Source organism: Spirillospora sp. CA-128828 (assembly GCF_050945415.1).
Lineage (GTDB): Bacteria > Actinomycetota > Actinomycetes > Streptosporangiales > Streptosporangiaceae > Spirillospora.
In genome coordinates this window covers 2,725,984-2,751,978 of sequence record NZ_CP191986.1, presented here as the reverse complement: position 1 = coordinate 2,751,978, position 25,995 = coordinate 2,725,984, and the positions used below count along the sequence as shown (strand labels likewise).

The 25,995-nt window shown below is 69.9% G+C and carries 28 protein-coding genes; 11 read left to right on the top strand and 17 right to left on the bottom strand.

Annotation, left to right across the window (positions count from 1 at the left end; all coding sequences use genetic code 11):
- The 4 genes from ACQPXG_RS13775 (at window position 1) to ACQPXG_RS13760 (ending at window position 4,461) form a co-directional block, all read left to right on the top strand.
- A complete protein-coding gene (locus tag ACQPXG_RS13775; protein ID WP_433468052.1) occupies window positions 1–759 on the top strand; it encodes an FHA domain-containing protein in 759 nt (252 codons plus the stop codon).
- Entirely contained in the window at window positions 756–2,261 is a 1,506-nt protein-coding gene (locus tag ACQPXG_RS13770; RefSeq protein WP_433468051.1) for a hypothetical protein, read from the top strand. Before ACQPXG_RS13775 ends, ACQPXG_RS13770 begins: the two co-directional genes overlap by 4 nt.
- Complete coding sequence (locus tag ACQPXG_RS13765; RefSeq protein ID WP_433469960.1) at window positions 2,258–3,103, top strand: glutamate ABC transporter substrate-binding protein; 846 nt, start codon at window positions 2,258–2,260, stop codon at window positions 3,101–3,103. Before ACQPXG_RS13770 ends, ACQPXG_RS13765 begins: the two co-directional genes overlap by 4 nt.
- A 173-nt stretch (window positions 3,104–3,276) precedes the next feature.
- Window positions 3,277–4,461 (top strand): hypothetical protein, encoded by a 1,185-nt coding sequence (locus tag ACQPXG_RS13760; RefSeq protein WP_433468050.1) that lies wholly within the window; start codon window positions 3,277–3,279, stop codon window positions 4,459–4,461.
- Here the strand turns inward: ACQPXG_RS13760 and ACQPXG_RS13755 are convergent.
- Window positions 4,425–5,054, bottom strand: coding sequence for a hypothetical protein (locus ACQPXG_RS13755; RefSeq protein ID WP_433468049.1), 630 nt, complete (start codon window positions 5,052–5,054; stop codon window positions 4,425–4,427). The genes ACQPXG_RS13760 and ACQPXG_RS13755 overlap by 37 nt on opposite strands.
- A gap of 124 nt (window positions 5,055–5,178) precedes the next feature.
- Here ACQPXG_RS13755 and ACQPXG_RS13750 point away from each other — a divergent pair, with 124 nt between their 5' ends.
- Window positions 5,179–5,697, top strand: a complete 519-nt coding sequence (locus tag ACQPXG_RS13750; protein WP_433468048.1) for a PH domain-containing protein — start codon at window positions 5,179–5,181, stop codon at window positions 5,695–5,697.
- A 40-nt stretch (window positions 5,698–5,737) separates the two neighbouring features.
- Here the strand turns inward: ACQPXG_RS13750 and ACQPXG_RS13745 are convergent, their stop codons facing one another.
- Genes ACQPXG_RS13745 through ACQPXG_RS13720 form a run of 6 tightly spaced genes read right to left on the bottom strand, consistent with a single transcriptional unit; the run spans window position 5,738 to window position 12,754 of the window.
- Window positions 5,738–7,195: an NAD(P)/FAD-dependent oxidoreductase gene (locus ACQPXG_RS13745; protein WP_433468047.1), complete on the bottom strand. Its 1,458-nt coding sequence runs from the start codon at window positions 7,193–7,195 to the stop codon at window positions 5,738–5,740.
- An 11-nt stretch (window positions 7,196–7,206) separates the two neighbouring features.
- Window positions 7,207–8,031, bottom strand: a complete 825-nt coding sequence (locus ACQPXG_RS13740; RefSeq protein WP_433468046.1) for an ABC transporter permease — start codon at window positions 8,029–8,031, stop codon at window positions 7,207–7,209.
- Window positions 8,028–8,891 (bottom strand): ABC transporter permease, encoded by an 864-nt coding sequence (locus ACQPXG_RS13735; protein WP_433468045.1) that lies wholly within the window; start codon window positions 8,889–8,891, stop codon window positions 8,028–8,030. Before ACQPXG_RS13735 ends, ACQPXG_RS13740 begins: the two co-directional genes overlap by 4 nt.
- Complete coding sequence (locus ACQPXG_RS13730; RefSeq protein WP_433468044.1) at window positions 8,891–10,135, bottom strand: polyamine ABC transporter substrate-binding protein; 1,245 nt, start codon at window positions 10,133–10,135, stop codon at window positions 8,891–8,893. The genes ACQPXG_RS13735 and ACQPXG_RS13730 overlap by 1 nt, the downstream gene beginning before the upstream one ends.
- Window positions 10,132–11,283 carry an ABC transporter ATP-binding protein gene (locus tag ACQPXG_RS13725; protein WP_433468043.1) on the bottom strand — a complete coding sequence of 384 codons (1,152 nt, stop codon included), beginning with the start codon at window positions 11,281–11,283 and terminating at the stop codon, window positions 10,132–10,134. The genes ACQPXG_RS13730 and ACQPXG_RS13725 overlap by 4 nt, the downstream gene beginning before the upstream one ends.
- A 37-nt stretch (window positions 11,284–11,320) precedes the next feature.
- A complete protein-coding gene (locus ACQPXG_RS13720; protein ID WP_433468042.1) occupies window positions 11,321–12,754 on the bottom strand; it encodes a gamma-aminobutyraldehyde dehydrogenase in 1,434 nt (477 codons plus the stop codon).
- Between the two features lie 165 nt (window positions 12,755–12,919).
- Here ACQPXG_RS13720 and ACQPXG_RS13715 point away from each other — a divergent pair, with 165 nt between their 5' ends.
- Together ACQPXG_RS13715 and ACQPXG_RS13710 are read left to right on the top strand one after the other, a co-directional pair.
- Window positions 12,920–13,381 (top strand): Lrp/AsnC family transcriptional regulator, encoded by a 462-nt coding sequence (locus ACQPXG_RS13715; protein ID WP_433468041.1) that lies wholly within the window; start codon window positions 12,920–12,922, stop codon window positions 13,379–13,381.
- Between the two features lie 95 nt (window positions 13,382–13,476).
- Window positions 13,477–13,743, top strand: a complete 267-nt coding sequence (locus tag ACQPXG_RS13710) for a DUF1778 domain-containing protein (protein WP_433468040.1) — start codon at window positions 13,477–13,479, stop codon at window positions 13,741–13,743.
- An 18-nt stretch (window positions 13,744–13,761) separates the two neighbouring features.
- On the opposite strand, the gene ACQPXG_RS13705 is transcribed toward ACQPXG_RS13710, so the two are convergent.
- Window positions 13,762–14,202, bottom strand: a complete 441-nt coding sequence (locus ACQPXG_RS13705) for an HIT family protein (protein ID WP_433468039.1) — start codon at window positions 14,200–14,202, stop codon at window positions 13,762–13,764.
- Window positions 14,203–14,397: 195 nt separating this feature from the next.
- Window positions 14,398–14,571, bottom strand: coding sequence for a hypothetical protein (locus ACQPXG_RS13700; protein ID WP_433468038.1), 174 nt, complete (start codon window positions 14,569–14,571; stop codon window positions 14,398–14,400).
- Between the two features lie 131 nt (window positions 14,572–14,702).
- On the opposite strand from ACQPXG_RS13700, the gene ACQPXG_RS13695 reads away from it, so the two are divergent.
- Both ACQPXG_RS13695 and ACQPXG_RS13690 read left to right on the top strand, forming a co-directional pair.
- Window positions 14,703–15,677, top strand: a complete 975-nt coding sequence (locus ACQPXG_RS13695) for an ABC transporter ATP-binding protein (RefSeq protein WP_433468037.1) — start codon at window positions 14,703–14,705, stop codon at window positions 15,675–15,677.
- Window positions 15,674–16,363, top strand: a complete 690-nt coding sequence (locus ACQPXG_RS13690; protein ID WP_433468036.1) for a hypothetical protein — start codon at window positions 15,674–15,676, stop codon at window positions 16,361–16,363. The genes ACQPXG_RS13695 and ACQPXG_RS13690 overlap by 4 nt, the downstream gene beginning before the upstream one ends.
- An 8-nt stretch (window positions 16,364–16,371) precedes the next feature.
- Here ACQPXG_RS13690 and ACQPXG_RS13685 read toward each other — a convergent pair whose 3' ends face one another.
- The 3 genes from ACQPXG_RS13685 to rlmN all read right to left on the bottom strand — a co-directional run bounded on the left by ACQPXG_RS13685 (window position 16,372) and on the right by rlmN (window position 19,206).
- Window positions 16,372–17,196: a DUF1963 domain-containing protein gene (locus tag ACQPXG_RS13685; protein WP_433468035.1), complete on the bottom strand. Its 825-nt coding sequence runs from the start codon at window positions 17,194–17,196 to the stop codon at window positions 16,372–16,374.
- A gap of 301 nt (window positions 17,197–17,497) precedes the next feature.
- On the bottom strand, window positions 17,498–18,001 hold the full coding sequence (locus tag ACQPXG_RS13680) for a DivIVA domain-containing protein (protein WP_433468034.1): 504 nt from the start codon (window positions 17,999–18,001) through the stop codon (window positions 17,498–17,500).
- 59 nt (window positions 18,002–18,060) lie between these two features.
- Window positions 18,061–19,206 (bottom strand): 23S rRNA (adenine(2503)-C(2))-methyltransferase RlmN, encoded by a 1,146-nt coding sequence (gene rlmN / locus ACQPXG_RS13675; protein WP_433468033.1) that lies wholly within the window; start codon window positions 19,204–19,206, stop codon window positions 18,061–18,063.
- A gap of 113 nt (window positions 19,207–19,319) precedes the next feature.
- Between rlmN and ACQPXG_RS13670 the strand changes: the two genes are divergently transcribed.
- Window positions 19,320–20,465, top strand: a complete 1,146-nt coding sequence (locus ACQPXG_RS13670) for a suppressor of fused domain protein (RefSeq protein WP_433468032.1) — start codon at window positions 19,320–19,322, stop codon at window positions 20,463–20,465.
- 41 nt (window positions 20,466–20,506) lie between these two features.
- Here ACQPXG_RS13670 and ACQPXG_RS13665 read toward each other — a convergent pair whose 3' ends face one another.
- The 5 genes from ACQPXG_RS13665 to rpsB form a co-directional block, all read right to left on the bottom strand.
- Window positions 20,507–21,487: a phosphatidate cytidylyltransferase gene (locus tag ACQPXG_RS13665; RefSeq protein WP_433468031.1), complete on the bottom strand. Its 981-nt coding sequence runs from the start codon at window positions 21,485–21,487 to the stop codon at window positions 20,507–20,509.
- Complete coding sequence (frr, locus tag ACQPXG_RS13660) at window positions 21,487–22,044, bottom strand: ribosome recycling factor (protein ID WP_433469959.1); 558 nt, start codon at window positions 22,042–22,044, stop codon at window positions 21,487–21,489. Before frr ends, ACQPXG_RS13665 begins: the two co-directional genes overlap by 1 nt.
- 75 nt (window positions 22,045–22,119) lie before the next feature.
- Window positions 22,120–22,818, bottom strand: a complete 699-nt coding sequence (gene pyrH / locus ACQPXG_RS13655; RefSeq protein ID WP_433469958.1) for a UMP kinase — start codon at window positions 22,816–22,818, stop codon at window positions 22,120–22,122.
- Window positions 22,819–22,956: 138 nt separating this feature from the next.
- Window positions 22,957–23,793, bottom strand: a complete 837-nt coding sequence (tsf, locus tag ACQPXG_RS13650; RefSeq protein ID WP_433468030.1) for a translation elongation factor Ts — start codon at window positions 23,791–23,793, stop codon at window positions 22,957–22,959.
- A gap of 83 nt (window positions 23,794–23,876) precedes the next feature.
- The gene (rpsB, locus tag ACQPXG_RS13645; RefSeq protein WP_433468029.1) at window positions 23,877–24,884 is read right to left on the bottom strand and encodes a 30S ribosomal protein S2; all 1,008 of its coding nucleotides are present in this window, start codon (window positions 24,882–24,884) and stop codon (window positions 23,877–23,879) included.
- Between the two features lie 391 nt (window positions 24,885–25,275).
- On the opposite strand from rpsB, the gene ACQPXG_RS13640 reads away from it, so the two are divergent.
- Window positions 25,276–25,971, top strand: a complete 696-nt coding sequence (locus ACQPXG_RS13640; RefSeq protein ID WP_433468028.1) for a murein hydrolase activator EnvC family protein — start codon at window positions 25,276–25,278, stop codon at window positions 25,969–25,971.
- The last annotated feature ends 24 nt before the right edge of the window (window positions 25,972–25,995 follow it).

The window sequence follows — 25,995 nt, the reverse complement described above, 5'->3', positions numbered from 1 at the left end:
ATGGCGAGCTGCCCCAACGGACATACCTCGCAGTCACCGGACTACTGCGACATCTGCGGCGAGCGCATCGGCGGCGCCCCCTCCGCCGCGGGCCCCGGGCCCTCGCCCGGCGGGACGCCGTGCCCCGACTGCGGGACGCCCAGCACCGACCGGTTCTGCGAGGCGTGCGGCTACGACTTCGCGACCGGCGGCGGCAAGCCCACGCCGAGCCCGGCGCCGGAGCCCGGCCCCGCGCCGGGTCCGCCCGTGCCGGCTCCCTCGGTGCCGGCTCCCCCGGTGCCGGAGCCGCCCGTGCCGGCGCCCCCGGTCCCGGCGCCGCCGGTGCCGTCCCCGCCGGTCCCCGGGCCGGTGTGGACGGCGGTCGTGACGGCCGACCGCGACTACTACAACACGGTCGTCGCCGAGGAGGGGCCCGACTCGGCGGCGCTGTCGTTCCCTCCGTACGCGCCCGAACGGCGGATCCCGCTCACCGGGCGGGAGATCCGCATCGGGCGGCGCAGCTCGTCCCATCCGTCCCCGCCCGAGATCGACCTGCGCGAGCCGCCCGAGGACCCCGGCGTCTCGCACGTCCACGCGGTGCTGCTGGCGCGGCCGGACGGCGCCTGGACGCTGGTCGACCCCGGCTCGACGAACCGGACCTGCCTGAACGGGTCCACCGACCCCATCCCGTACAACGTGGAGATCCCGGTCTCCGAGGGAGACCGCATCCACGTCGGCGCCTGGACCACCATCACGCTCACCCGAGGCGAGGCGACATGACGGCCGTTCAGCACGCTCCCCCGGGGCAGCCCGCCCCCGCCGCGCAGGCGCCGCCCGCCCGGCATGGCCCCGGAGGGCTCGGGCGGGCCCCGGACACACCGCCGTCCGGTGCCGCGCGGCTGCTCCCCCGGACGGTCGCGGGCCGCGTCCGGACGCTGACCGCGCTGACGCTCGTCCTGCTGGTGGTGCTGATCGGCGTCGCCTGGGCGGCGATCGCGAACGCCCGCGAGGGGGTGCGGGTCATCGGCCACGACGCCGGCCCGCAGGTCGTCGCGACCGGCGACCTGTACTTCCAGCTCACCGACATGGACGCGCAGCTCGCGAACGCGCTGCTGATCGGCGACGCGCCCGGCGGCGGACGCGACCAGGCGCTCGCCCGCTACGACCAGAACCGGCGCAAGGCCGGCGACGCGCTGCTGAAGGCCGCGAAGCTCGCCGACGAGACGACCGAGAACAACACGGCCCGGGACCTGCTGGACGCCCTCGCCCGGTACGAGCGCCTCGCCGGGCAGGCCCTCCTGCTGGACCGGCAGTCCCCGCACGCGTCCGGGCCTCCGTCGCAGAAGGTCGTGGACCTGTACCGGCAGGCGACCGACCTGATGAAGCTGGACCTGCTGCCGAAGGCGTACAACCTGACGCTCGACAACGGCACCCTCGTCCGGCACACCTACGAGGACAAGCGGTCGGCCGTCCTCCTCGGACGCTCGGGGATCCTCATCGGCGGGCTGGCGCTGCTGGCCGTTCTCGCCGGTTTCCAGCTCTTCCTCGCCCGGCGGTTCCGGCGGCTGCTGAACGTCCCGCTCGCGCTGGCGACGCTCGGAACGCTCGTCCTGGTCTCGGTGGGCGCACTCATGCTGACCGACCAGGCGGGCCACCTTCGCCAGGCCAAGGAGGAGGGCTTCGACTCGATCCTGGCGCTGTCGCGGACGCGCGCGATCAGCAACAGCGCCAACGCGGACGAGACCCGGTTCCTCCTCGATCCGGGGCGCGCCGACGCCTACGAGCAGGTCTACCTGAGCAAGTCCCAGACCGTCCTGTACCTGAAGGCGGGCAACCTGACCCAGTACAACGCGGCCGTCCAGAAGAGCCTGTCGTTCGAGCCGGGGCGCGCGCCGTTCCTCGGCTTCCTCGGAACCGAGGCCGACCGGCCGGTGGAGTCGAGCGGGCCGGACGCGGAGCTCGTCGACGTCATGAGGCGGGTGCTGGCCGACTACCAGAAGGTCCAGGCCAACGACCGCCGGATGAGGGACCTCGTCAACGGCGACCGGCGCGACCAGGCGGTCGCCGCCCGGGGCGCCGCCGCCGCGGACTTCGCCCGGTACGACCGTTCCCTGCAGGACCTCGTCCGCATCCACCGGAAGGCGTTCGACGAGGCCGTCGCGGACGGGGACGGCGGGACGAGCGGCTGGTACGCCGTGCTGCCGATCGCGGGCGTCGTCATCGCCGCGCTCGTGCTGGTCGGCGTGCGCCCGCGCCTGGGCGAGTACCGGTGGTCGAAATGAGGGGGCGGCGGCTCGCGGCGGCCCTCCTCACTGCGGTGACGGTGCTCGGTGCCGGGACGGCGTGCGGGATCGCCGACGCCGGGGAGGGCTCTGTCGCCGACAAGGACGCGCTGGTCATCGGAGTCAACGGTGACCAGCCGGGACTCGGCGAGCGCAAGGGCGGCACCACCTTCGAGGGGTTCGACATCGACATCGCCAAGGAGATCGCGAGGCGGCTCGGCGTGACCGGCGCGAATGTCACGTTCAAGCAGGTGACGTCGGCGACCCGCGAGAAGATGATCCAGGACGGCGACGTCGACCTCGTGGTGGCGAGCTATTCCGTCACGCCCGAACGCAAGGTGAAGGTGTCGTTCGCCGGCCCGTACTACGTGGCGCACCAGGACATCCTCGTCCGCGAGTCCGACGCCGGGAAGATCCGCGGCATCGACGACCTGAAGGGCCGGCGGCTCTGCAAGGTGCCGGGGTCGGTGTCGTTCCCGCGCGTGCACGACGAGCAGGGCGTCCCCGCGGTCCCCGTCGAGGCGGACGGTTACGCCGGCTGCCTTACCGAGCTGACGGAAAGCAGGCTCGACGCGGTCTCGACCGACGACCTGATCCTCGCGGGCCTCGCGGCGAAGGCATCCGGGAACGGCCCGCCGCTCACGATCGTGAACGCGCCGTTCACCGACGAGCCGTACGGCGTCGGCCTGCGGAGGGGGGACGCGGACGGCTGCGAGGCGGTCAACAAGGCGATCACGCAGATGTATCAGGACGGCACCGCGCCGCGGCTGCTGAACAAATGGTTCCGTCCCGCCGGGCTGAAGGTCACCACCACCGTCCCGCAATTCGAGGGGTGCGTTTGAGAATCCGTCACCGAGCGCACGGAATGGATTACGGAATGGCACCGGAAGGGGCGGTGAGACCGGCCGGTCACTGAGATCAGTCGGTTACGTAAGTTCCGGTCGGCGCGCGTGATCGTAAGTTATGGTCGCGATCAAAACCCGATCCGGTAATCTCCGTCCCCCCGAGGAGTTCCATGACGACGGTCATCCTGGTGGTGATGTGCGTCGTGGTAGGGGCGCTCGAACTCTACGCGGGCAAGCAGAGCCGGGACCAGGCGAATGCTTTCAACCGCCGGATCGACGAACTGAACGACCAGGTCACGAAGCAGAACAACGTGCTCGTCACCGTGGGCGAGCAGCTGACCGCCGAACTGGCGCGAGTCAAGCAGGACGTCCTGCCCGCGCTCGACAACCGGCTCCGGCAGAACACCGGGCAGGTCGAGGAGCTCGCGGGTCTCGTCCACCAGGCGGACGACTACCTGCGGACGCAGGCGGGCCGCCTGCACGAGCTGGAGCAGCAGCGGATCACGCTGGCCGCGCTGCGCCGCAAGCTCGGCGAGGTCGAGACGTCGGTGCGGGCCGTCACCCGGGCGGGCGGCGAGGCGGTCGAGGGGAAGGTCGACGCCGCCCTCGGCCGGCTCGCGGACCTGGAACGCGGCGGCGAGGAGATCCTGGAGCTGCAACGCGCGCTCACCCGCACCCTGGAGGGCGTCGAGGACGTCGTGGCGGAGCTTCTCCAGTTCACCGAGGGCGAGCTGGACGACACCGTCACCGCGGCGCTCACCGGGCGTCCCCGCGCCCACGGCGACGCCGTCACCACGACGGGGCGCCTGTGGACGCGCGACGACCAGCTTGAGGACATCCTCTGCGAGATGTACGAGCGGTGCGTGCGCGCGAGCCGGCTGAACGTCCGGTTCCGCACCGCCGAGGGGGCGGACGGCCCGGTCCCCGGCTCTCCGGAACGCCGCCGGTACTTCCTCGGCGGGCACGCCAGCGAGGACCTCGCGGGCGTGTTCAGCGCGCTGCTCATCTCGGCGGGCGCCGACACCCCTGCCAACGGCGGCGACGCGAAGCGGGGGCTCGCGCGGGTGGAGCCGGGCGTCCCGTCAGGGGTCGAGCCCGTACGCGTCCCCGAGGACGAGGCCGCGCTCAAGTCCCTGCTGCGAACGCTGTCGGAGTCCTCGGGCGCCGTCGCGCAGATCGGCCCGCTGATGGCCGTCCGGACGCGGGACGAGCTGCTGTGCGCGGTGCTGACCGCCGCGCAGTCGCTGGAGCTGGAGAGCGACGAGGTGTTCTGGGACCCGGCCGCCGCGACCGTCCGGCTGCGGCGGCTGCCGTCCCATCAGCTGTGGGACCTGACCGGCTGGGCCACCCCGTAAGCCCGCACGGTCCGCTCCGCCGGGCCGCCTATGCGCACGTACAGCGGGCAGCTCAGGGCACGGGTCTGCGGGTCGACCTCGGCGCACAGCCCGATCCCGGCGGCGCGATCGAGGAACACGACGTTCTCCACGGCCCTCGCACCGCGCACCGCGTACGGGACGGAGTCGGCGTCGCCGGTGTCGAAGAGCTCCTCGAACGTCAGCCTGCGCGCGAACCGCATCAGCACGTCGGCGTCCACGACGCGGCTGCCGATCGCCGCCGACGGACCCGCGACGACGATGCCGAAGCTCGGGTTCTCCCGGCCGCGGACGTAGATCTCCCGGTCGGGCTCCAGGCCCCTGCGCCGGTCGGGGACCTGGACGCCGAACCCTGCCTCGCCGTTCAGGTAGGCGGGCGGCCCGAACCCGGGCGGCGCCGTCCCGTCCCGGACGCGCAGCGCCCCCGCCGGCATCTCCCAGCCGGGCAGGTACACGCCGAGGCCCCGCAGCAGCAGCCGCCAGATCGGACGTCCGGTCACGTCGGGCGCGAACTCGCCGCGCGGCCCCCTGGCCCCCCGCGGCCCTTCGGCGTCGCCGTCCATGCCGACCATCATCGGCCGGACGATCTCCCTCCGACAAGATCCCGCGCGGGGCCGGACCCCTTACCCCGCGGCCCCTGCGGCGCCCGGGCCGCGTCGGCTACGGTTGAACCAACCGGATCATGACGAGGACGCCGCCGTGAATCTGCAGGACATGATGGTGCACCGCGACAACTCGTCGCGGACCGTCGACAAGTATCTGATGTCCTACGAGGGCCGCGTCATCGCGGTGCGCCGGCACCCCGCCGTCCTGCTGGCACCGGTCGCGATCGTCGTCGCCGGGCTCGTCGCGTGCTCGGCGGTCAGCGCGGTCACCGGGCTGCTCTGGGTCTGGTGGCTCTGGCTGATCGCGATCGGCTACCTGGTCTGGAAGGTCATCGCCTGGTCCGTGGAGTTCTTCCTGGTCACCGAGCACCGGGTGATGGTCGTCAACGGCGTCCTCAACCGCAACGTCGCGATGATGCCGCTGGCCAAGGTCACCGACATCGCGCTGAACCGCTCCATGGCGGGCCGGGTGCTCGGCTTCGGCGAGTTCGTGATGGAGTCCGCGGGCCAGAAGCAGGCGCTCCGCAACGTGGGCTACATGCCCTACCCGGAGCAGCTCTACCTGGAGGTCTCCTCGGTCATCTTCGGCTCGGTCGACGAGTCCCCCGACTAGGGCCCGTCCGGCCGGGGGCTCCGGCAGGGGCCGACCCGGTTCAGGAGTCGAAGCCGAGGCCCAGGCGGTCGAGGGTGCGGAGCCAGAGACCGCGGCGTCCGGCGTTGCGGTCGGCGCGGGCGATCTCACGGCGGGTCAGCTCGATGACGCCGTAGCGGAGCGGCTCCGGCGGGAACGGGACGGGCTTGGAGCGCACCATCTTCAGCCGGGTCCGTTCGGTCTCCTCACCGGGCGCGAGGCCGACGCGCAGCAGGTCGAGCATGACGTCGGCGCCGAAGCGGGTGGCTCCCACACCGAGGCCGGTGTAGCCCGCCGCGTAGGCGAGCCTGCCGTCGTAGGCCGTCCCGAAGAAGGCGCAGAAGCGGCTGCAGGTGTCGATGACGCCGCCCCACGCGTTGCTGAAGCGAACGCCTTCGAGTTGCGGGAACGTGGTGAAGAAGTGCTGGGCGAGCGTCGCATACGTGGCAGGACGCCGTTCAAGGCCGGGGTGTAGCCCGTTGCCATAGTGGTAGACGGCGTCGTAGCCGCCCCAGACGATCCGGTCGTCCGCGGTGAGCCGGTAGTAGTGGAACTGGTTGGCGCTGTCGCCGAGGCCTTGGCGGTGCCGCCACCCGATGGCCTTGCGCTGTTCGGCGGTGAGCGGTTCGGTGACGAGGGCGTAGTCGTACACGGGGACGAGGAAGCGGCGCAGCCGCCGCAGGATCGGCGGGTAGGCGCCGGTGCCGAGCGCGACCCGCCGGGCGGTGACCGTCCCGTGGGGAGCGCCGTTCCTCTGCGAGCGACTCACGCCGGTCAGCTTGAGACGCCGGGCGTCGGCTTGCAGTCCGGTGACGCGGGTGTTCTCGTAGACGCGGACGCCCAAAGCGCGGCACGCGTCCGCCAGGCCCCAGGCCAGTTTGGCGGGGTGCACCATGACGACGGAGTCGCGGTCCCACAGGCCGGCGAGGTAGGTGGGCGAGTCGACCTCGGCGCGTACGGCGTCCGGGCCCAGCATGATCGGTTCCCAGCCGTGTTCGAACGCCTTCTCCGCCGCCTGTTCGAGCGCGGGCACCTGCCATTCCTCGGTGGCGACGCTCATCTCCCCGGTCGGCTCCCATTCGGCGTCGATGCCGTACCGGGTCAGGGTCACGCCGATGGCGCGGAGGTTGTCCCAGCCGAGGCGTTCGAGCGTGTGCATGTCGTCCGGCCAGCGTCCGAGGCCGTTCTCCAGCCCGTGGGTGAGGCTGGCGGCGCAGAATCCGCCGTTGCGCCCGGACGCGGCGGCGCCGATCCGGCCGGCCTCCAGCACGACCACGTCCAGGGACGGGTCGCGTTCCTTGGCGAGCAGGGCCGTCCACAGGCCGCTGTACCCGCCTCCGACGACGGCGAGGTCGCACGACCGCGCGCCCGTCAGTGCCGGGCCGGCGGCGGGACGGGCCGGGTCCTGGAGCCAGAACGGCTCCGGGGCGGCGTCGGCGAGCGGCTCCGGCACGTCGGCTCTCGTCCCCCGATGGTTCATGACGGCGCCGTTCAGCGGGCCGCGCGGGCGCTGCGCCGGGCGGACACGACCGCGATCACGACGCCCACCGCGAAGATGAGCGTCCCCATCACGTTGACCTGCGGGGGCGTTCCCGTCCTGGTGGAGCCGTAGATCCACAGCGGGAAGGTGACGGTGGAGCCGCTGGTGAAGTTGGTGATGACGAAGTCGTCGATGGACAGGACGAACGCCAGCAGCGCCCCCGCGACCACACCCGGCATGATCATGGGAAGGGTGACGAGCCGGAACCGCGCCCACGGGCCGGCGCCGAGGTCCTGCGCGGCCTCCTCCACCGCCGGGTCCAGGCCGACGACGCGGGCCCGGACCGTCACGGCCACGAACGCGATGGAGAACATCACGTGCGCGACGAGGATCGTGAGGTAGCCGCGCGGCAGGTTGAACGTGACGAACATCGACAGCAGCGACGCGCCCATCACGATCTCGGGGCAGGAGATCGCCATGAACAGCACGAGGTTGGTCGAGCCCTTGCCGCGGAACCGGTAGCGGCCGAGCGCGAGGCCCGCGAACGTTCCGATGACCGTGGTGATGAGCGTGCTGAGCAGCGCGATCGTCAGGGAGTTCACGACGGCGGTGGTGAGGTCGCTCTTGTCGAAGAGGTGCGCGTACCACCTGAGCGTGAAGCCCTCCCAGCGGAAGTTCTGCTTGCTGTGCGTGTCGTTGAACCCGAAAAGGATCATGATCGCGATCGGCAGGATCAGCCAGGCGATCAGTGCGAGCGTGTAGACGTGCAGACCGGAGATTCGCCTGCGGGCAGCGGCCCGGCGTCGTTGCGGGGTCTTGGTGAGCGTCGTCGTCATCGTCTCGCCGCCTCCAGGACGTCCTGCGTGCCGAGAGTGCGGGCGTAGGCGAAGATCCCGACGAGCAGGATCGCCATCAGCGCGAACGACAGCGCGGACGCCGTCGGGTAGGCGCTGTTGTTGAAGTACTCCGTCTGGATCACGTTGCCGATCATCGTGTTCTGCGGGCCGCCGAGGACCTCGGCGTTCACGTAGTCCGACGACACCGGCACGAACGTCATGATCACGCCGGCGAAAACGCCGGGCAGCGACAGCGGCAGGATCACCCGGGTGAACGCCTTCGCGCGGCTCGCGTACAGGTCGTAGGCCGCCTCCACCACGCGCGGGTCGATGCGTTCCAGGGCCACGTAGATCGGCAGCACCATGAACGGCAGGAAGTTGTAGGTGAGCCCGGACACGACCGCGATCCCGGTGTCGAGGACGTGGAAGTCCTCAGGCAGGATCCCGTGGTCGCGCAACGGCCCGAGGATCGGCCCGTTGTCGGTGAGGACGAGCTTCCACGACACCGTCCGCAGGATGAACGAGACGAAGTACGGGAGCAGCAGCAGGAACAGGTACGTCGACTTGTTGCGCCCGCCGCGGAACGCGATCCAGTACGCGGCCGGGTAGGCGACGACGATGCACGCCACCGTCGCGATCAGCCCGTACCAGAGCGAGCGGACGAACTTGTCGCCGTAGGTGTCCAGGCCGTCGGTGTAGTTCTGCCAGTGGAGCGTCTGCCGGAACCCGTCGATGAGGTTGCCCGTCTGCAGCGACAGCGACACCATCAGCACCATCGGGACGAGGAAGAACGCGGCCAGCCAGAGCCCGCTCGGCAGGATCATGAGGTACGGCGCGAGCCGCCCCCGTCCCCGCGCCATCACGACCCCTTGGAGATCGGCTCGAAGATCTTCTGGTACTCGGTCTCCTCGGCCTGGGTGAGCCGCCGGTAGTGCCGCAGCCGGGCCAGGTCGCCCTGCGACGGGAAGATCAGCGGGCTGGTGCTCAGCCTGGTCAGGTCCTTCTTCTCCGCGCCGGTCGCCTGCTGCGCCTGCTGCGTGATGATCTGCTGGGTGGACGGGATCGGCGGCATGTAGTTGATGAACTCGGTCAGCGGGACGTTGTTCTCCGGGACGTACAGCCAGTCCATCAGCGTCAGCGCGTCCACCGGGTTCTCGGCGGTCTTGGGGATGCACATGTTGTCGGTCCAGATCGTGCCGCCCTCCTTGGGCACCACGAATTTCACGTCCGGGCTCGTCAGGCTGTAGACGTCACCGGACCACGCCATCGTCATCCACACGTCGCCCTTGCTGACGGCGTCGACGTAGTCCTGGGTGTAGTACTTGCGGACGATGCCCTTGTCCCGCTGCTCCCGGAGCTTGGAGGCGGCCTTCTCCCAGTCGGCCTTCGTCGACTTCTCCGGGTCGATGCCGAGCAGGAACATCCCGAAGTTCCCGAGCTCCTGCGAGTCGCCCATCATGCCGACCTTGCCCTTGTACTTCGGGTCGAACAGCTGGGCGATGCTGGTGATCTCCTCCTTCACGTACTTGGTGTTGTACGCGATGCCGGTCACGCCCGACTCGTACGGGATCGTGAAGGCGTTGCCGGGGTCGTAGGACGGGTTCTTGAAGGACTGTCCCGCGTTCGCCTGGAAGTTCTGCAGCTTCGACAGGTCGAGCGGGGCCAGGTAGCCGAGCTGGCGGCACTGCTCCAGCTGGATCCCGTTCGTCATGACCATCAGGTCGAAGCCGATGGACTGTCCGGCGGCCAGCGGCGCCTGGATCTTCCCGAACCACGGGCCCATCTCCTGGATGACCTCCTTGTAGGTCACCTTGATGCCCGTCTCCTTCTCGAACGCCTTGATGGTCTCCCGGTCGTCCTGCATGTAGCCGGGCCAGTTCGCCCAGTTGAGCCTGCCGTTCTTGGCCTTGCCCGCCCAGTACTTCTGGACGTCGCTCTGGCTGACCTTCTCCTTGCCGCCCTGCCCCTTCACGCCGCAGGCCGACAGGGCGAGCCCGGCGCCGGCCGCGCCCATCAGTCTCAGGACGTCGCGACGGGTCGTGGTCGAACGCGCCAGGCGCGGCCGCGTGAGTCCGCGCAGGAATGCGGGGTCGATCTCGCTCACTGGGGGGCTCCTAGGGCGTACGAGTGGCGCGGATCCCATGACAGCCAGACGTCGTCGCCGCGCACGGCGATGTCGTCGGCGGACGTGGCGTTCTGCAGGAACACGACGACGTCGGCCCCAGCGGAGGTGGTGATGTTGTAGTTCGTCGATGTCCCGAGGTACACGACCTCGGTCACGGTCCCCCGGACCCCGCACAGGCCGTCCCCCGGCTTGTCCAGCCCGATGCCGATCTTCTCCGGGCGGACGGTCAGCTCCAGCCGCTCCCCCTCGGCGAGGTCGAGGCCCTCCCTGACCGGGACTTCGATCCGCCCGTCCGGGCCGTGGGAGAGCACGGCGCTGCCGTCACCCGCCCGGGTGACCTCGCCGCCCAGCAGGTTGGACGTCCCGATGAACCCGGCGACGAACCGCGTGGCCGGATGCTCGTAGATCTCCCGTGGCGTGCCGAGCTGCTCGATCAGCCCGTCGTTCATGACGGCGATGCGGTCCGACATCGTGAGGGCCTCGCCCTGGTCGTGCGTCACGTACACGAACGTGATGCCGACCTCCCGCTGGATCCGTTTCAGCTCGACCTGCATAGCCTGGCGCAGCTTCAGGTCGAGGGCGCCGAGCGGTTCGTCCAGCAGCAGGGCCCGCGGCCGGTTCACCAGCGCGCGGGCCAGCGCGACCCGCTGCTGCTGGCCACCGGACAACTCGGCGGGACGGCGCCGTTCCCGTCCCGCCAAGTCGACGATGTCCAGCATCTCCCCCACCCGGCGCCTGATGTCCGCCTTCGGAACGCCGCGCCGGCGCAGGCCGAACGCGACGTTCTCGAAGACGCTCATGTGCGGGAACAGCGCGTACGACTGGAACACCATGTTCACGTCGCGCCGGTTGGGGGACACACCCGTGACGTCCTGCCCGTGCAGACGGACCTCGCCCGCCGTCGGCTCCTCGAAGCCGGCGACCATGCGCATGGTCGTCGTCTTGCCGCAGCCGGACGGGCCGAGCAGGGAGAAGAACTCCCCCTGCGCGATCGCCAGGTCCACGCCGCGGACCGCGGCCACGGTCTCGCCATAGGCGTGGTACGCCTTCTCGACTCCCTGGAGCTCGATGGCGGGAACCGCGCGACCGGGGTCGTCGCGCGCCGGGGCGGGGTGGGTCTCGGTCATGGGCGGGACTTCCTTCACGGGCTCCGGTCGGCGTCGATCAGCCGCCGATGTAGTGCATGACGTGCTTGACGCGGGTGTAGTCCTCGACTCCGTACATCGACATGTCCTTGCCGTAGCCGGAGTGCTTGAAGCCGCCGTGCGGCATCTCCGACACCAGCGGGATGTGGGTGTTGACCCAGACTGCGCCGAAGTCCAGGGCCTTGCTCATGCGCATGGCACGGCCGTGGTTCTGCGTCCACACGCTTGCGGCCAGGCCGTACTTCACGCCGTTGGCCCACTCGACGGCCTGCTGCTCGTCCGAGAAGCTCTGGACGGTGATGACCGGCCCGAACACCTCGTTCTGCACCATCTCGTCGTCCTGCCTGAGGCCGCCGACGACGGTCGGCGCGAAGAAGTAGCCGCTGTCGCCGACGCGCTCGCCGCCGGTGAGGACCTTGGCGTGGCTGGGCGCCCGCTCGATGAAGCCCTGGACGCGGGCCAGCTGGTTCGCGCTGTTCACCGGTCCGTAGAAGGCGTCGGCGTTGCTGGGCGGCCCGACCACGGTTCCCTTGGCGGCCTCGGTGAGCGCCTCGGTGAACTCGTCGTGCAGCCGGCCGGCCACCAGGACGCGCGTGGCCGCCGTGCAGTCCTGCCCGGCGTTGAAGAACCCGGCCTCGGCGATGCCCGCCGCCGCCGACTCGACGTCCGCGTCGTCGAACACGACCACCGGCGCCTTGCCGCCCAGCTCCAGATGGACGCGCTTGAGGTCCTTGGCCGCCGACGCGGCGACCTCCATACCGGCCCTGACGCTCCCGGTGATGGACACCATCTGCGGCGTCGGGTGCTCCACCAGGGCGCGTCCCGTGTCACGGTCGCCGCAGATGACGTTGAAGACGCCCGGCGGCAGGTACTCGGCCGCGATCTCCGCCAGCATCAGCGTGCTCGCCGGCGTCGTCTCGGACGGCTTCAGCACGACCGTGTTGCCCGTCGACAGCGCCGGCCCGATCTTCCAGACCGCCATCATCATCGGGTAGTTCCAGGGCGTCACCTGGGCGCAGACCCCGACCGGCTCCCGCCGGATCGAGGACGTGTGGTCCGCCATGTACTCGGCGGACGCCTTGCCCTCCAGGACCCTGGACGCCCCCGCGAAGAAGCGGAGGTTGTCCACCATCGGCGGCACCTCCTCGTCCAGGGTCATCTGGAGCGGCTTGCCGGTGTCCCGGCTCTCCACCCGGACGAGTTCCTCCGCGCGCTTCTCGACCGCGTCGGCGAACCGCAGCATCGCCAGGCTCCGCTCACCTGGCGTGGCGTCGCGCCAGGCGGGGAACGCGTCGGCCGCCGCGCGGAACGCGGCGTCGACGTCCTCGGCGCCGGACACGGGCGCCTCGGCGTACGTCTCGCCGGTGCTGGGGTCGACCACCTCCAGCGTCCGCCCGTCCTTGGCGTCCACGTACTCGCCGCCGATAAAGTTGCGCAGCCGCTCGCCGCTCATTCTCAGATCCCTCCCGGGCGCCTTCGCCCGTTGTGTCCTGTTGGCCCGACCCTTACAGAGGTTTCAGCCCAACACAAGTGATTCCGTTGTTACGATCGAATTTCACGACTAATTCACTTGGCCCAGAGGCCTCACACCCTCGATGCCGCAGCTAGGAGACCACCGATGGAACGCGCATCCCGCGTCCAGCTCGACGAGACCGCGAAGCAGATCATCGAGCAGCTCCAGCAGGACGGCCGCCGCTCGTACGCCGCCATCGGCAAGGCGGTCGGGCTCTCCGAGGCCGCCGTCCGCCAGCGCGTCCAGAAGCTCCTCGACACCGGCGTCATGCAGATCGTCGGCGTGACCGACCCGCTCATGCTCGGCTTCTCCCGGCAGATGATGATCGGAGTCAAGTGCGAGGGCGATCTGGAGAAGATCGCCGACGAACTGGCCGGCCTCGACGAGATCGACTACGTCGTGATCACCGCCGGCTCGTTCGACATCCTCCTGGAGCTCGTCTGCGAGGACGACGAACGCCTCCTGGAACTCCTCGGCCGGATCCGCGCTGTCCCCGGCGTCGTCTCGACCGAGAGCTTCGTCTACCTCAAACTGCGCAAACAGACCTACTCCTGGGGAACCCGCTGACTTCACCGGACACCCGACGATTCTCGTTCTCAGTGGGGATGCCCTGGCAACACCTCGCGGCGTACTTTTAAGAGCCGCAAGGAAGGAGACCGGCCATGTCTGAGTCGGTTCGCCAGGACCTTCCCGCCACCCGCCACGACGATCACATCACGCTCCGGACCTCCGCGGACCAGTTCCTCGTGATCCAGAAGGCCGCCGAACTGATCGGCTGGACGGTCACCGACTTCGTCCTTTCCGCAGCCCTGGACCGGGCCGAACGAGACCTCTACGAACACGCCGCCGCCCAGCAGCCGACGGCCCCCGACCCGACCGCCCCGGACCCCGCAGACCCCTACTTGGCCCTCGTCACGGCTCTGACCTGACCCTGACCGCAAGGGAATTCAGGATGCGGGCTCTGTGAGGGCTTTGGACAGGCGCGCGGCGTAGGCTGCGGCCTCGGCTTCGGAGTCGTACTTCTGCCGCGGCCAGAAGAACCCGCGGAGGCCGTCCTTGCGGTTGCGCGGGACCACATGGACGTGCAGATGCGGGACGCTCTGGCTGACCCGGTTGTTCATGGCCACGAACGAGCCCGCCGCATCGAGCACCGACTCCATCGCACCCGCGAGCCGCTGGGCATGCCCGAAGAACGTCCCCAGAGAGTCCACGGGAAGATCCGTCAGCGTCTCGTAGTGCGTGCGCGGAATCAGCAGAGTGTGCCCCTTGAACAGCGGCCGCATATCCAGAAACGCCATCACCTCGGCCGTATCCAGCACGACATGCGCGGACCGCTCCCCCTCGGCGATCTCGCAGAACACACACTGCTTGCCCACAGCCTCACCCATGAGCCCCATCCTCTCGCGCACCCAACCGTTCAACACCCGCCCCCGCCAAGCGACGAGCCGCCGGGCAGCTCAGCGCCGCGATCCGCAGCGAGGAGGCGTCGTAGACGGCGCGGACCTCGGGGGCCGGCTCCATGACCCGCTGCAGCGGGCGGCCACTTCCCCACCAAGCAAGACCGCAAGTGTCTCTGCCTGGCGTTAGATCCGGTAGGCGGTGCTCTCGCACGCGTAGCCGACGACGCAAGCACGGGTCGACGCCGCTTCGGCGTCCCGACCGTCCCGCCGCATGACGCCATGCTTAGCGCCCTGACCGTCGTCCCACCGGTTGGGCAGGCTCGCCATCCCGAACAGCGCCCGCCCGGCGTCGAACACGCCAGGACCCCACCTGCCAAGGCCGAGGCAAGTGGATCGTCCGCCCAGTCACCCCGAAAATGGCACTCCCTCGTTGCGCTGCGGGCGGGCTAACGGAGTCCTTACGTCCGAGGCCCTAGCGTCTGGTTCTCATGCGGCTGGAGAGCGTCGCCTTCCGTTATCGGCGGAAGGATCCCTGGGTGTTCAGGGATGTCACATTGTCGCTCGCGCGCGGCAGCGTGTCCGAGGTGACGGGTCACAACGGCGCCGGGAAGTCCACACTGCTCCGGGTGATGGCGGGGCTGCGCAGGCCAGGCGCCGGCGAGGTCAAGGACCGGCCCGCGCGGGTGGGATACGCGCCGGAGCGGTTCCCGGTGGACCAGCCGTTCAGTGTCCGCGCGTACTTGGGCCACATGGCCGCCATGCGACATATCCCCACAGACGTGGTCGGCGTATGGTCGGAGCGACTGCGCTTCGCTCACCTCCTCGATGTGCGCCTGCCCGAACTGTCGAAGGGCAGCGCGCAGAAGATCGGGCTCGCGCAGGCCTTCATGGCCGATCCGGAACTCCTGATCCTGGACGAGCCTTTCGCCGGCCTGGACGCGGCCACACGCGACGCGCTACCCGCTCTGATCTCCGAACTCGCGGCGAACGGCACCACCGTCGTCGTCAGCGACCATCAGCGCTGCATCGAGGCAATGCCGGGCATCCACCGCCTGCACGTAGCCGACCACACCGTAACCCGCCTCCCCCCGCCCAACGACACCACCGACGCCCGCCCAAGGCCAGAGAACAACGCCAGAACCCACCCCGCCCCAAACAACGACGCCAGGACCGGCAACACCGAGACCAGCCCCGCCCCAGGCGACGACGACACGACTCACCCCGAGCCAAGCGACAACGGCGGGGCCGGCCTGGAGCTAGGTGACAACACTGAGACTCGCCCCGCACCAGAGGACGGCAGCAGGACCCGGACTGCGGCAGGTCGTGGGGCCTTGGCGCCGGTTGTGCCGGGGGGTGGCAGCGGGTTGGCTGTGCTTGAGGTCGAGGTGCCTGAGGGTGAGGCCGATACCGTGGAGAGCAAGTTGCGCGCGGACGGATATCGGGTGCGGAGGCGCGAGGGGTGATCGCGCTCATCCGGTTCCAGATCGCGGGGTACGTCCGTTCGCTGCGCGTCCTGCAGCCGCTGATCGTCGTGGCGCTGCTCGTGGCGCTGGTTCTCGTTCAGGGCCCGGGCGGGCCGAAAGCCGCCGACCTCGCCGTCAGGACGTTCGGGGACGTGGCGGCGTTCATGTTCCCCGTCTGGGCCTGGGCGGCGCGCGCCCTGCTCGACACGCAGCCCGACGAACAGCGTTCACTGACGGCCACCGCCGCCCGTCACCCGTCCGGCCCCACGTGGGCGGGCCTGCTCGCCGCGTACGGAGTAAATCTCTCTCTCGGCGTCATTGCGTTGGCCGTCCCCCTCTTCCAAGCGGTCCAAGCTGGCTCGCCGGGACGGGCGGTCCTGGCAGGGTGCGCGCTCAACCTTCTCGTGGCCGTGCCGGGGACGCTGCTCGGCGCATGGACGAGCCGGGCGCTCATCCCCGATCCCGGTGTCTCGCTACTCGCCCTCCTCGGCGGCGCGACCGCGCTTTTGCTACTCGGGCTCGGACGGCTCTCCTGGCTCTCCGTCCCAATGATCGAATGGATGCGTGCCGCGAACCACGGCCCGTCCGCCTTCACCGCGACTTTGCCCACCGTGGCCCTCCATGTGCTCCTGTGGTCCACAGTCGTAGGAACCGCCTACGTCATCACCGCCCGCCGCACCCCCTGAGTCACGTGTCAGGCCGCTTGGACGGTCAGCCATGTTTGCTCCAGTGGGGTGTTCCGGCGCGTGCAGAAGTAGATGCGGCCTGGGTCGCCCCAGTGCCAGCCGAGGCGGTCGTCGGAGTCGAGTTGGAGGAGGAGATGCCATTCGTCCACGGCACGCTCCTCGTCCGGAGTGAGAGCCGGGGGGTTGAGGGAGTTCAGGGTGCGACCGGTCGAGGCGTACAGGCAGTCGGGGCCGAGCGGACGTTGGACGAGGGTGGGCCAGCCTCCCAGCTGGTGAGCGGGAGCGTCGTCCGGGCAGGTGTGGCGCGTCCAGGCGGCGTGTAGTTGCTCATAGACGGGCAGGACGCCGCTGTAGACGGTCTCCAAGCGCTGGACGACGGGCTCTTGGGGTGAGGGCAGAGAAAGGAACGGAGCGGCGCCCAGCGTTGTCCGCGGGTAAGAGAGCGCACCGGACGGCGAGGTCGCGGCATGGAGGTCACCTGTGAAAACGCGCCAGCCGTCCCGCTGGCCCGCCTCGTTGCCCCAGGGACGGGGGATCTCGCTCGCGTAGTAGAACGCGGCCCGGCCTGAGGGCAGGCCGGGGATCTCGGCGAGGCGGGCGAGGCCGGCGAAGTCGATCGCGCCAAGGAAGTCGAGCGGACGGCCGTTCCACTCAGGCCATCGCTCACCCGGCGGCAGCAGCGGGGCGCCGCCGAGATGGACGGCCGCCTCACCGCCGGCGCCGAGGCGTAACGCGGCCCTCGTCAGGGGCAGCAGAAGAGCCGTGATCTCGGGGGCGAGGAAGACATCGAACAGGGCGTGGAGCCGACGGTACTGGGCGGCGAAGTGGTCCATCCCCGTAGCGTCGCGCGGACCACACCCGCCACGCAGCACCCACCGAAATTGTGGATAACTCATGCGGCACCGCGGCCCGGTGTCGCCGCAACGTGGAGGGGTTCGGCCTCCGCCGATGAGCAGCCGCCCTGCGGCCCTCCCGCCGACCGAGGTCGGTGCGACATGCGCCTGTAGTGGCGGTCGATGTTCGCCGTTCAGGGCCCAGGGCTCAGCGGAAGCGGCCTCCTCGGTGAGAGGACACCGCTGGGCGCCACCCTGTCCGCGGTCAGCTGTCAGAGCCTCAGGCTTGGGGGTGGCTTCGTCAGCGTTCGAGGGCGCCGGCGAGTTGGAGCAGGAAGCGGTCGACCTCCTGCTCGTCGTAGCCGGGGCCGAAACGGACCACGCGGAACGCGCTCTCCCGCACGTCACGGGCCGTCACGGGCGGGGCGGCGCCGCGCAGGCCGGCGATCACGCGGTCGAGGAACGCGTCCACGTCCCGCACGTCGTAGCCCGAGCGCGCCCCTGCGCCGGAGAACCGGGCGTTCTGGATCCAGTTCATCAGCCAGGCGGGCTGGGCTCGCGGGCGTCCTGGCCGCTCCCCGATCGGCGCCACGACCTGGAGTTCCCTGATGCACTCCCGCAGCAACTCGTCCACGGCGCGCCGGTCGTAGCCGCGCATCACGATGGTGAAGCGGGTCTGGCGCACCTCGTCCGCGGGCATCGGCGACCCGCCGTCCAGTGCCTGCGAGATCCGTTTCAACAGGTCGTCGACCTGTTGACGGTGATAGCCCCGCATGACCACCGGCAGCCGTACACCCGTCCTCACCGGCACCGCGCTCCTCAACCGTGTCCCCGCGCGGCGGCAGGACCCGCCCCGCGGCGCGCTCAGTCCTTGGTCGCCGCGGCCAGCTGCCCGCAGGCCCCGTCGATCTCCCTGCCCCGAGTGTCGCGCACCGTGACCGGGACCCCATGGGCCTCAAGGCGGCGGACGAACTCCCGCTCGTCCTCGGGCCGTGAGGCTGTCCACTTCGAACCCGGCGTCGGATTCAACGGGATCAGATTGACGTGAACGAGATTCCCGCGCAAGAGCCTTCCGAGAAGATCGGCCCGCCACGCCTGATCGTTGATGTCCTTGATGAGGGCGTACTCGATCGAGACACGGCGGCCGCTGCGGTCGGCGTAGGCCCAGGCCGCGTCCAGCACCTCGGAGACCTTCCACCGGTTGTTGACGGGCACGAGGTCGTCACGGAGCTCGTCGTCGGGCGCGTGCAGGGACACCGCCAGCCGGACGGACATGTCCTCGGCGGCGAGCTTCTCGATCGCCGGCACGAGCCCGACCGTGGATACCGTCACGGAACGCTGGGAGATGCCCAGCCCCGCGGGTGCCGGATCGGTGATACGACGCACCGCGCCTATCACGGCCTTGTAGTTGGCCAGGGGCTCCCCCATGCCCATGAAGACGATGTTGGAGACGCGTCCGGGCCCGCCTGGGATGCGACCGCGGGCGAGTGCGCGCGCGCCCGCGGTGACCTGCTCGACTATCTCGGCCGTGGACAGGTTGCGGGTGAGCCCCGCCTGACCCGTCGCGCAGAAGGGGCAGTTCATCCCGCATCCTGCTTGGGACGAGACGCACATCGTCGCCCTGTCCGGGTACCGCATCAGCACCGATTCGAACAGGACTCCGTCGAAGGCCTTCCAGACGGTCTTGAGGGTCGTACCGTCGTCGCAGTCCATCTCACGGACGGGGGTCAGCAGCGAGGGAAGCAGCTCGGACACGAGACGTTCACGGACGGCGGCCGGCAGATCCGTCATCTTGGCCGGGTCGTCGACCAGGCGGGCGAAGTAGTGCCGCGACAGCTGGTCGGCACGGAACGGCTTCTCCCCCAGCGCGGCGACCGCCTCGCGGCGTTCCGCCGTGGTGAGGTCGGCGAGATGCCTCGGCGGCTTGCCGCGCCTGGGGGCGGCGAAGACGAGCTTCGCCGGGGTCTTCTCGGGCGCGGTGCCGGCGGCGGCGGGCTGGGTGGCAGACATGGTGCTTCCAGTGTCGCAAACACCGGCCCGTGCCTCGTCCGTCTGCGGACACTCCCCCCGCCCGAACATCGACATTCCTGCACATGACCTTGTCTGCGACTAAGGTCTCGATCATGTCGGTATTGCGCAGGGGCGCCGCCTCGCCCCGGGGTTCCGCGGCCACGGTCGTCCACGCGGCGGCCAGCCCGTACGGCAGCCGCCGGCTCACCATCGAGACCGACGGCGACGTCACCGCGGCCTACCTGAAGGACGCGCGGGGTTCGGTGATCGGGGCGGTCTGGGTCGCGAACCATCGCCAGGCCCCGCCGGAACTGGACCAGTCCCGGCTGAACTCGGGGCGTGCACCGATCCTGCCGGAGTCCCATGTGCGCCGGCCTGAGGGGCGCGAGGCCCTGGACGCCGAGGCCATGGAAGTCGTGTGGTTCGAGGAGGGCGACGGTGTGGCCGTCCTGGAGGCGGGCGACCCGCTGCTGGTGATCCCCGGCTGGTCGGACATGGGACGCGGCATTCCCGGCTACGCCCGCGACGCCACACGCCAGAGCCCGTTCGCGTTCCCCCTGGACGAGGAGATCGAGAACTTCGGGCCGCGCATCGAGCAGGCGCGCGAGCACTGGAAGAGGTGCCGCGCCGACGGCTCATGGGCGGAGTTCCAGCAGGCCGTGCTCGGCCATCTGCTGCAACGGCTCGGTCCGAGTGGCCACTACTGGCACGACGTCGGACGGCAGTTGGCGAGCGGTAGGCCGAGCGTGGCGCCGACCGTGGGGGTGTCGGAGCGTCCTGCAAGGGGCGACCGTGAATTCACCATCCTGAGCACGGTCGGTATGAGCCGCCAGCGGATGCCCACGGTCGAACTGTACGAGGATGATGTCGCCCCATACGGACGGATCGAACTGGCCGTCGCCAGCACTCTGTCCAGTCAGCGTGCGGGCAGCATCTTCCCGTGGCTGGCGCAGTACCCCTGGCGGTCGGTGACCTGGTTCGCCCCGGGAGACGTCGTCAAGTGGTACCACGAGGCCCGCACGTTCCCCCTCGGCAACGACGAGTCGTCTTGGGAAGGCGTCCTGCTCCTGGACGATCCCGGCCGGCTCGCGGGTCCTGAAGCACCCGGCCTGACCGGCCTTAGGCTCAACGGCGACGCCGTCCGGTGGCTGTGGCTTGTGCCGATCAACGGTGAGGAACACCGCTACGCGAAGAGCGAGGGCTCGGACGCGCTCATACGACGTCTAGCCCAGCAAGGCCGCTCCTGGGTCGTCTCCTAAGGGATGGCGACGACGCCAACAGGCGTCGTCCTAGGAACGTCCTAGCTGGGGACGAACAGTTCCAGCAGAAGCCACACGACGGGGGCCGTCGCGACCAGGGAGTCGAGGCGGTCCATGACGCCGCCGTGGCCGGGCAGGAGCGTTCCCAAGTCCTTGAGGCCGAGGTCGCGCTTGATCATCGACTCGACGAGGTCGCCGGCGGTCGCGGTGACCACGGCGGCCAGCCCGATGATCACCCCTTGCCAGACGTGCCCGCCGTCCAGGAGCCACCACACCAGCCACCCGCCGACGATCATGCAGGTGACGGCCGAGCCGGTCACGCCCTCCCAGGTCTTCTTCGGGCTGATCGTCGGCGCCAGCTTGTGCTTGCCGAGGAACGACCCGGCGAAGTAGCCGCCGATGTCGCTGGCGACGGTGGTGGCGATGAAGATGACGATGCGATGGTCACCGTCGTCCGGCCGCATGAGCAGCGCGACGATGCCGCCCATCAGCACCAGGTAGACGGACACGAACGACCCGGCGGCGACGTCCCGCACATATCCGGCCGCGCCCTCGGTCATGCGCGTCATGAGCAGCGCCAGCACCGTCAGGGACACCGCCGCGATCGTGGCGGTGGCCCCCCACACGTACGCCACGACGGGCGTGCCGACCATTCCCGTCGCGACCGGGATGAACGGGACGCGGATGTCGCGACTCTTGAACGCTTCCGTCAGCTCCCGCATGCCGAGGAACAGGAAGACGACCATCACGCCAAGGAAGATCTCCTTGACGGTGTAGAGCGACAGAAGCACGAGCGCGCCGAGCGCGACGCCCACACCTATGGCGATCGGAAGGTTGCGGCCCGTCCTGCTCTCGCGCTTGTCCGCGGGCGTCGCGCCGTCGGAGGAGGGGGCGTCCTCGGCGGGGCCGTCCGGTCCCTGCCCGGGGGGCGAGTCCACTGCTTCTCCGGGGGGCGGGCCGGCCATGTCGGCCTCCGGCTCATCCGGGGAGCCCGAGGGCTCCCCGGCGTCGTCGAGTTCCATCAGACCTCGAGCAGTTCGGCCTTCTTGTGCTCGAGCAGCTCGTCGATCTGCGCCACGTAGCGGTGCGTCGTGTCGTCGAGTTCCTTCTCGGCACGCCTGACCTCGTCCTCGCCGACCTCGCCGTCCTTGGCGAGCTTGTCAAGGGCGTCCTTGGCGCGGCGCCGGATGTTGCGGATCGAGACCCGGCTCTCCTCGGCCTTGGTGCCGGCGACCTTGATGAACTCCTTGCGGCGCTCCTCGGACAGATCCGGGAACACGACACGGATGACGTTGCCGTCGTTGGTGGGATTCACACCGAGGTCACTGTCCCGGATGGCCTTCTCCACCGCCTGCATGGACGACTTGTCGAAGACCTGGACGATGACCATCCGCGGCTCGGGCAGCGTGAACGACGCGAGCTGGTTGATCGGCGTCGGCGTCCCGTAGTACTCGGCGGTGATCTTGTTGAACATCGCCGGGGTGACGCGGCCGGTGCGTATGGCCTGGAAGTCCTCCTTGGCGACCGCGACCGCCTTCTCCATCTTCTCCTCTGCTTCGAGGAGGGTCTCGTCGATCACTGTGACTCCCATGTCATCTGGTCGGCCATGGTCCCTGCGGTTCCGCGTCGCCCGCGGCGCGGCTGCGGGCTGCGGTCAGCCCTGCGCCGGGCTGACCAGCGTGCCGATCTTCTCACCCCGGACGGCCCGGACGATGTTGCCCTGCCCCATCAGGTCGAAGACCACGATAGGGAGCGCGTTGTCCATGCAGAGGCTGATGGCCGTGGCGTCCATGACCTTCAGGCTCCGCTGTAGAACTTCACCGTAATCCAAACGGTCGAACTTGACCGCGTCTGGATTCTTTCGGGGATCGGCATCGTAGACACCGTCCACTTGTGTCGCCTTCAGCACCGCCTCCGCGCCGATCTCCAGCGCGCGCTGCGCGGCGCTGGTGTCGGTGGAGAAGAACGGCTGGCCGAGCCCCGCACCGAAGATGACCACACGGCCCTTCTCCAGGTGCCGCATGGCGCGCCGCGGGATGTACGGCTCGGCCACCTGGCTCATGGTGATGGCGGTCTGCACGCGGGTGTCGAGACCGAGCTTTTCAAGGAAGTCCTGCAGGGCGAGGCAGTTGATGACGGTGCCGATCATCCCCATGTAGTCGGCGCGTCCGCGGTCCATGCCGCGTTCGGCCATGACGGCGCCGCGGAACATGTTGCCTCCGCCGCAGACGACCGCCACCTGCACGCCGTCGCGGACGGCTTCGGCGATGGCCTCGGCGACATGCTGGACGACCTCGGGGTCGATGCCGAGCGGGTCGCGTCCTGCGAAGGCTTCGCCCGAGAGCTTCAGCAGGACTCGTTTCCAGCCCGCACGCGGCGCGTGCTGCCCGGACGACGAGGCCGCCGTCGCGCTACTGGTCGTCTTGTCCGGCACGTCGGCGGCCTCCTCGTTGCGTCGCTATATCTTCGGGTACTCGTTTCCAGAGTGCCCTTACGCCTGCCCGACCTTGAACCGGGCGAAGCGGACGACCTTCACGCCGGCCTCGTCGAGGACCTTCGCGATCGTCTTCTTGTTGTCCTTCACGAACGCCTGCTCCACGAGGACGAAGTCGCGGAAGTAGGCGTTCACCCTGCCCTCGACGATCTTCGGGATGGCCTTCTCGGGCTTGCCCTCGTCGCGGGTGAGCTGCTCGGCGAGCGCCCGCTCCTTCTCGATCGCCTCGGCGGGGATCTCCTCGCGGGTGAGGTACTTGGGGGCCATCGCCGCGATCTGCTGGGCGACGTCCTTGGCGACCTCGGCGTTCTCGGTGTCCAGCTCGACCAGCACGCCGGTGGTCGGCGGCAGGGACGGGTCGGACTTGTGCAGGTAGCTCGCCACGTAGGTGCCCTGGAAGTGGGCGAAGCGGCGCAGCTCCAGCTTCTCACCGATCTTGGCGCTGTTCTCCTCGACCAGGGCCTGGACGGTCTTGCCGGGCTCGATCTCGGCGGTCAGCAGGGCGGCGGCGTCGGCGACGCCGCTGCCGGCGGCGAACTCGACCAGGCGCTGGGCGAGCTCGATGAACTGCGCGTTCTTGGCGACGAAGTCGGTCTCGCAGTTGAGCTCCAGGAGCGCCCCGTCACCGGAGTTCGCAAAGTGCTCGGCGACCAGGCCGTTGGCGGCGGTGCGCTCGGCGCGCTTGCCGACATCCTTGGCGCCCTTGAGGCGCAGCAGCTCCGTCGCCTTCTCGAAGTCGCCGTCCGCCTCGGTGAGGGCGTTCTTCACGGCCATCATGCCGGAGCCGGTCAGGTCGCGCAGCCGCTTGACGTCAGCGGCGGTGAAGTTGGCCATCGCTCTCTTCGCTTCTCTCGTCGTTGGTCGTGGACCCGCGACGGTCCCGGCGGCGTCCGTGCGGAGCCGCCGGGACCCCGGGATCAAGCCTGCTCGTCCTCGGCGGCCTTGGGAGCCTCAGGGGCCTCGGCGACCTCAGTGGCCTCAGTGGCCTCAGCCTCGGGGGCCTCAGCAGCCTCGGGGGCCTCGGGGGCCTCGGCGACCTCGGTGGCCTCGGTGGCGTCCTCGGCCTTCGCCGCCTCGGCCTCCGCCGGCTCGCCCTCCGCGGGGGCCTGCGCGTCGGCGCCCTCGGCCGGCTTGTTCTCCAGCAGGTTGCGCTCCCACTCGGTGAGCGGCTCCTCGGCGCCCGTGGCCGCGGCGCCCTCGGCCGGCTTCTCGTCGCCGCTGGGCGAGGCGCCCGCGCGCGCGATGAGGCCGTCCGCGACGGAGTCCGCGACGACGCGGGTCAGCAGGCTGACGCTGCGGATGGCGTCGTCGTTGCCTGGGACCGGGTAGTCGACCTCGTCGGGGTCGCAGTTGGTGTCGAGGATCGCGACGACCGGGATGCCGAGCTTCTTGGCCTCGTTGACCGCGATGTGCTCCTTCTTGGTGTCCACGATCCAGATGGCGCTCGGAACCTTCGCCATGTCGCGGATGCCGCCGAGGGTGCGCTCCAGCTTGTCCTTCTCGCGGCGCAGCCCGAGGAGCTCCTTCTTGGTCATGCCGGAGCCGGCCACGTCGTCGTAGTTGATCTCCTCCAGCTCCTTGAGCCGGGTGAGCCGCTTGTGGACGGTGGAGAAGTTCGTGAGCATGCCGCCCAGCCAGCGCTGGTTGACGAAGGGCATGCCGACCCGGGTGGCCTGCTCGGCGATGGACTCCTGCGCCTGCTTCTTGGTGCCGACGAACAGGATCGTGCCGCCGTGGGCGACCGTGGCCTTGACGAACTCGAATGCGCGGTCGATGTAGGACAGCGACTGCTGGAGGTCGATGATGTAGATGCCGTTGCGCTCGGTGAGGATGAAGCGCTTCATCTTCGGGTTCCACCGGCGGGTCTGGTGGCCGAAGTGGACGCCGCTCTCAAGGAGCTGCCGCATGGTGACGACGGGTGCCATTGCCCGTGTTCTCCTTCTCTGGCCCTGCAGGGCCGCATTTGGTTATCTGCCTGCGCCCGGGTGCGGCCCCACCGTCGCCGAGGCGACGGACCGAGGGACTGCGCCCCACCAAGACCTGCGGTGGCATGCGGACGCGTGAAATCAGCCGCCGGGACACCTCCAGGCGGCTGCGACCCGTTGCCGGGTCCGGGTCCCATCCGCTCTGGGAGCGGCTTCCCGCCTCTCCGCCCTTGGACGGATCGGCGACGGCCTGGCCCTGGCCGGTGCCCTTTCAAGCACGACTACAGATTATCAGGGCGCGGACGTGGCCGGGCATCAACGGTCCGCGGCGGTTATCCACAGTTGGCGGACGTCGTCGACGGACCGGCCGGCGACCGGCAGGGTTCGGTTCATGACCCTGTTCACGGTGCTCCTCAGCTGCATGATCGCCCTCGGGACGCCCACTCTGGACGCGTGGCGCTGGCCGTTAGGCCCGCCCGCCCCGCGGGTCGTGCGGGGGTTCTCGCCGCCAGCCTCCCCGTGGGGTTCCGGCCATCGCGGCGTGGACCTCGCGGCGCGCCCCGGGCAGACCGTCTACGCCGCAGGTCCGGGGCGCGTCTCGTACGCCGGCGATCTGGCGGGGCGAGGGGTCGTCGCGATCGACCACGGCTTCCTGCGGACCACGTATCTGCCCGTCCGTCCCAGTGTGCGCGTGGGCCGTCAGGTCGCTTTCGGCACCCGGATCGGCGTCCTGGAGGGCGGGATGGTCCACTGCCCCGTCACGTGCCTGCACTGGGGCCTGCGCCGCGGTGCCCTCTATCTGGATCCGCTCAACCTCGTCCAGCGTCAGGTACGCCTGCTTCCACACTGGCCGCATCCCGTGCCTCCCCAGAAGCAGCACACCTCGGAGCCGACACCCCAGCCCAAGATGGGCTTGCGCGACGCCACGACGGCGACGGGCGGAGCACTGACGGGCATGGTCCTTGCCTTCGCGTTGGCCTTCGCCTGGCGCCGCACCCGCGTCCGCTACCGCCTGCACCGCCGGCGCCGTCCACCGCCAGGCGTGATCAACCTGTCCCAAGAGCGTCACCTGCGCCGCGCTCGGTAGCACCTGCCTGCCGCTCACGAGGCT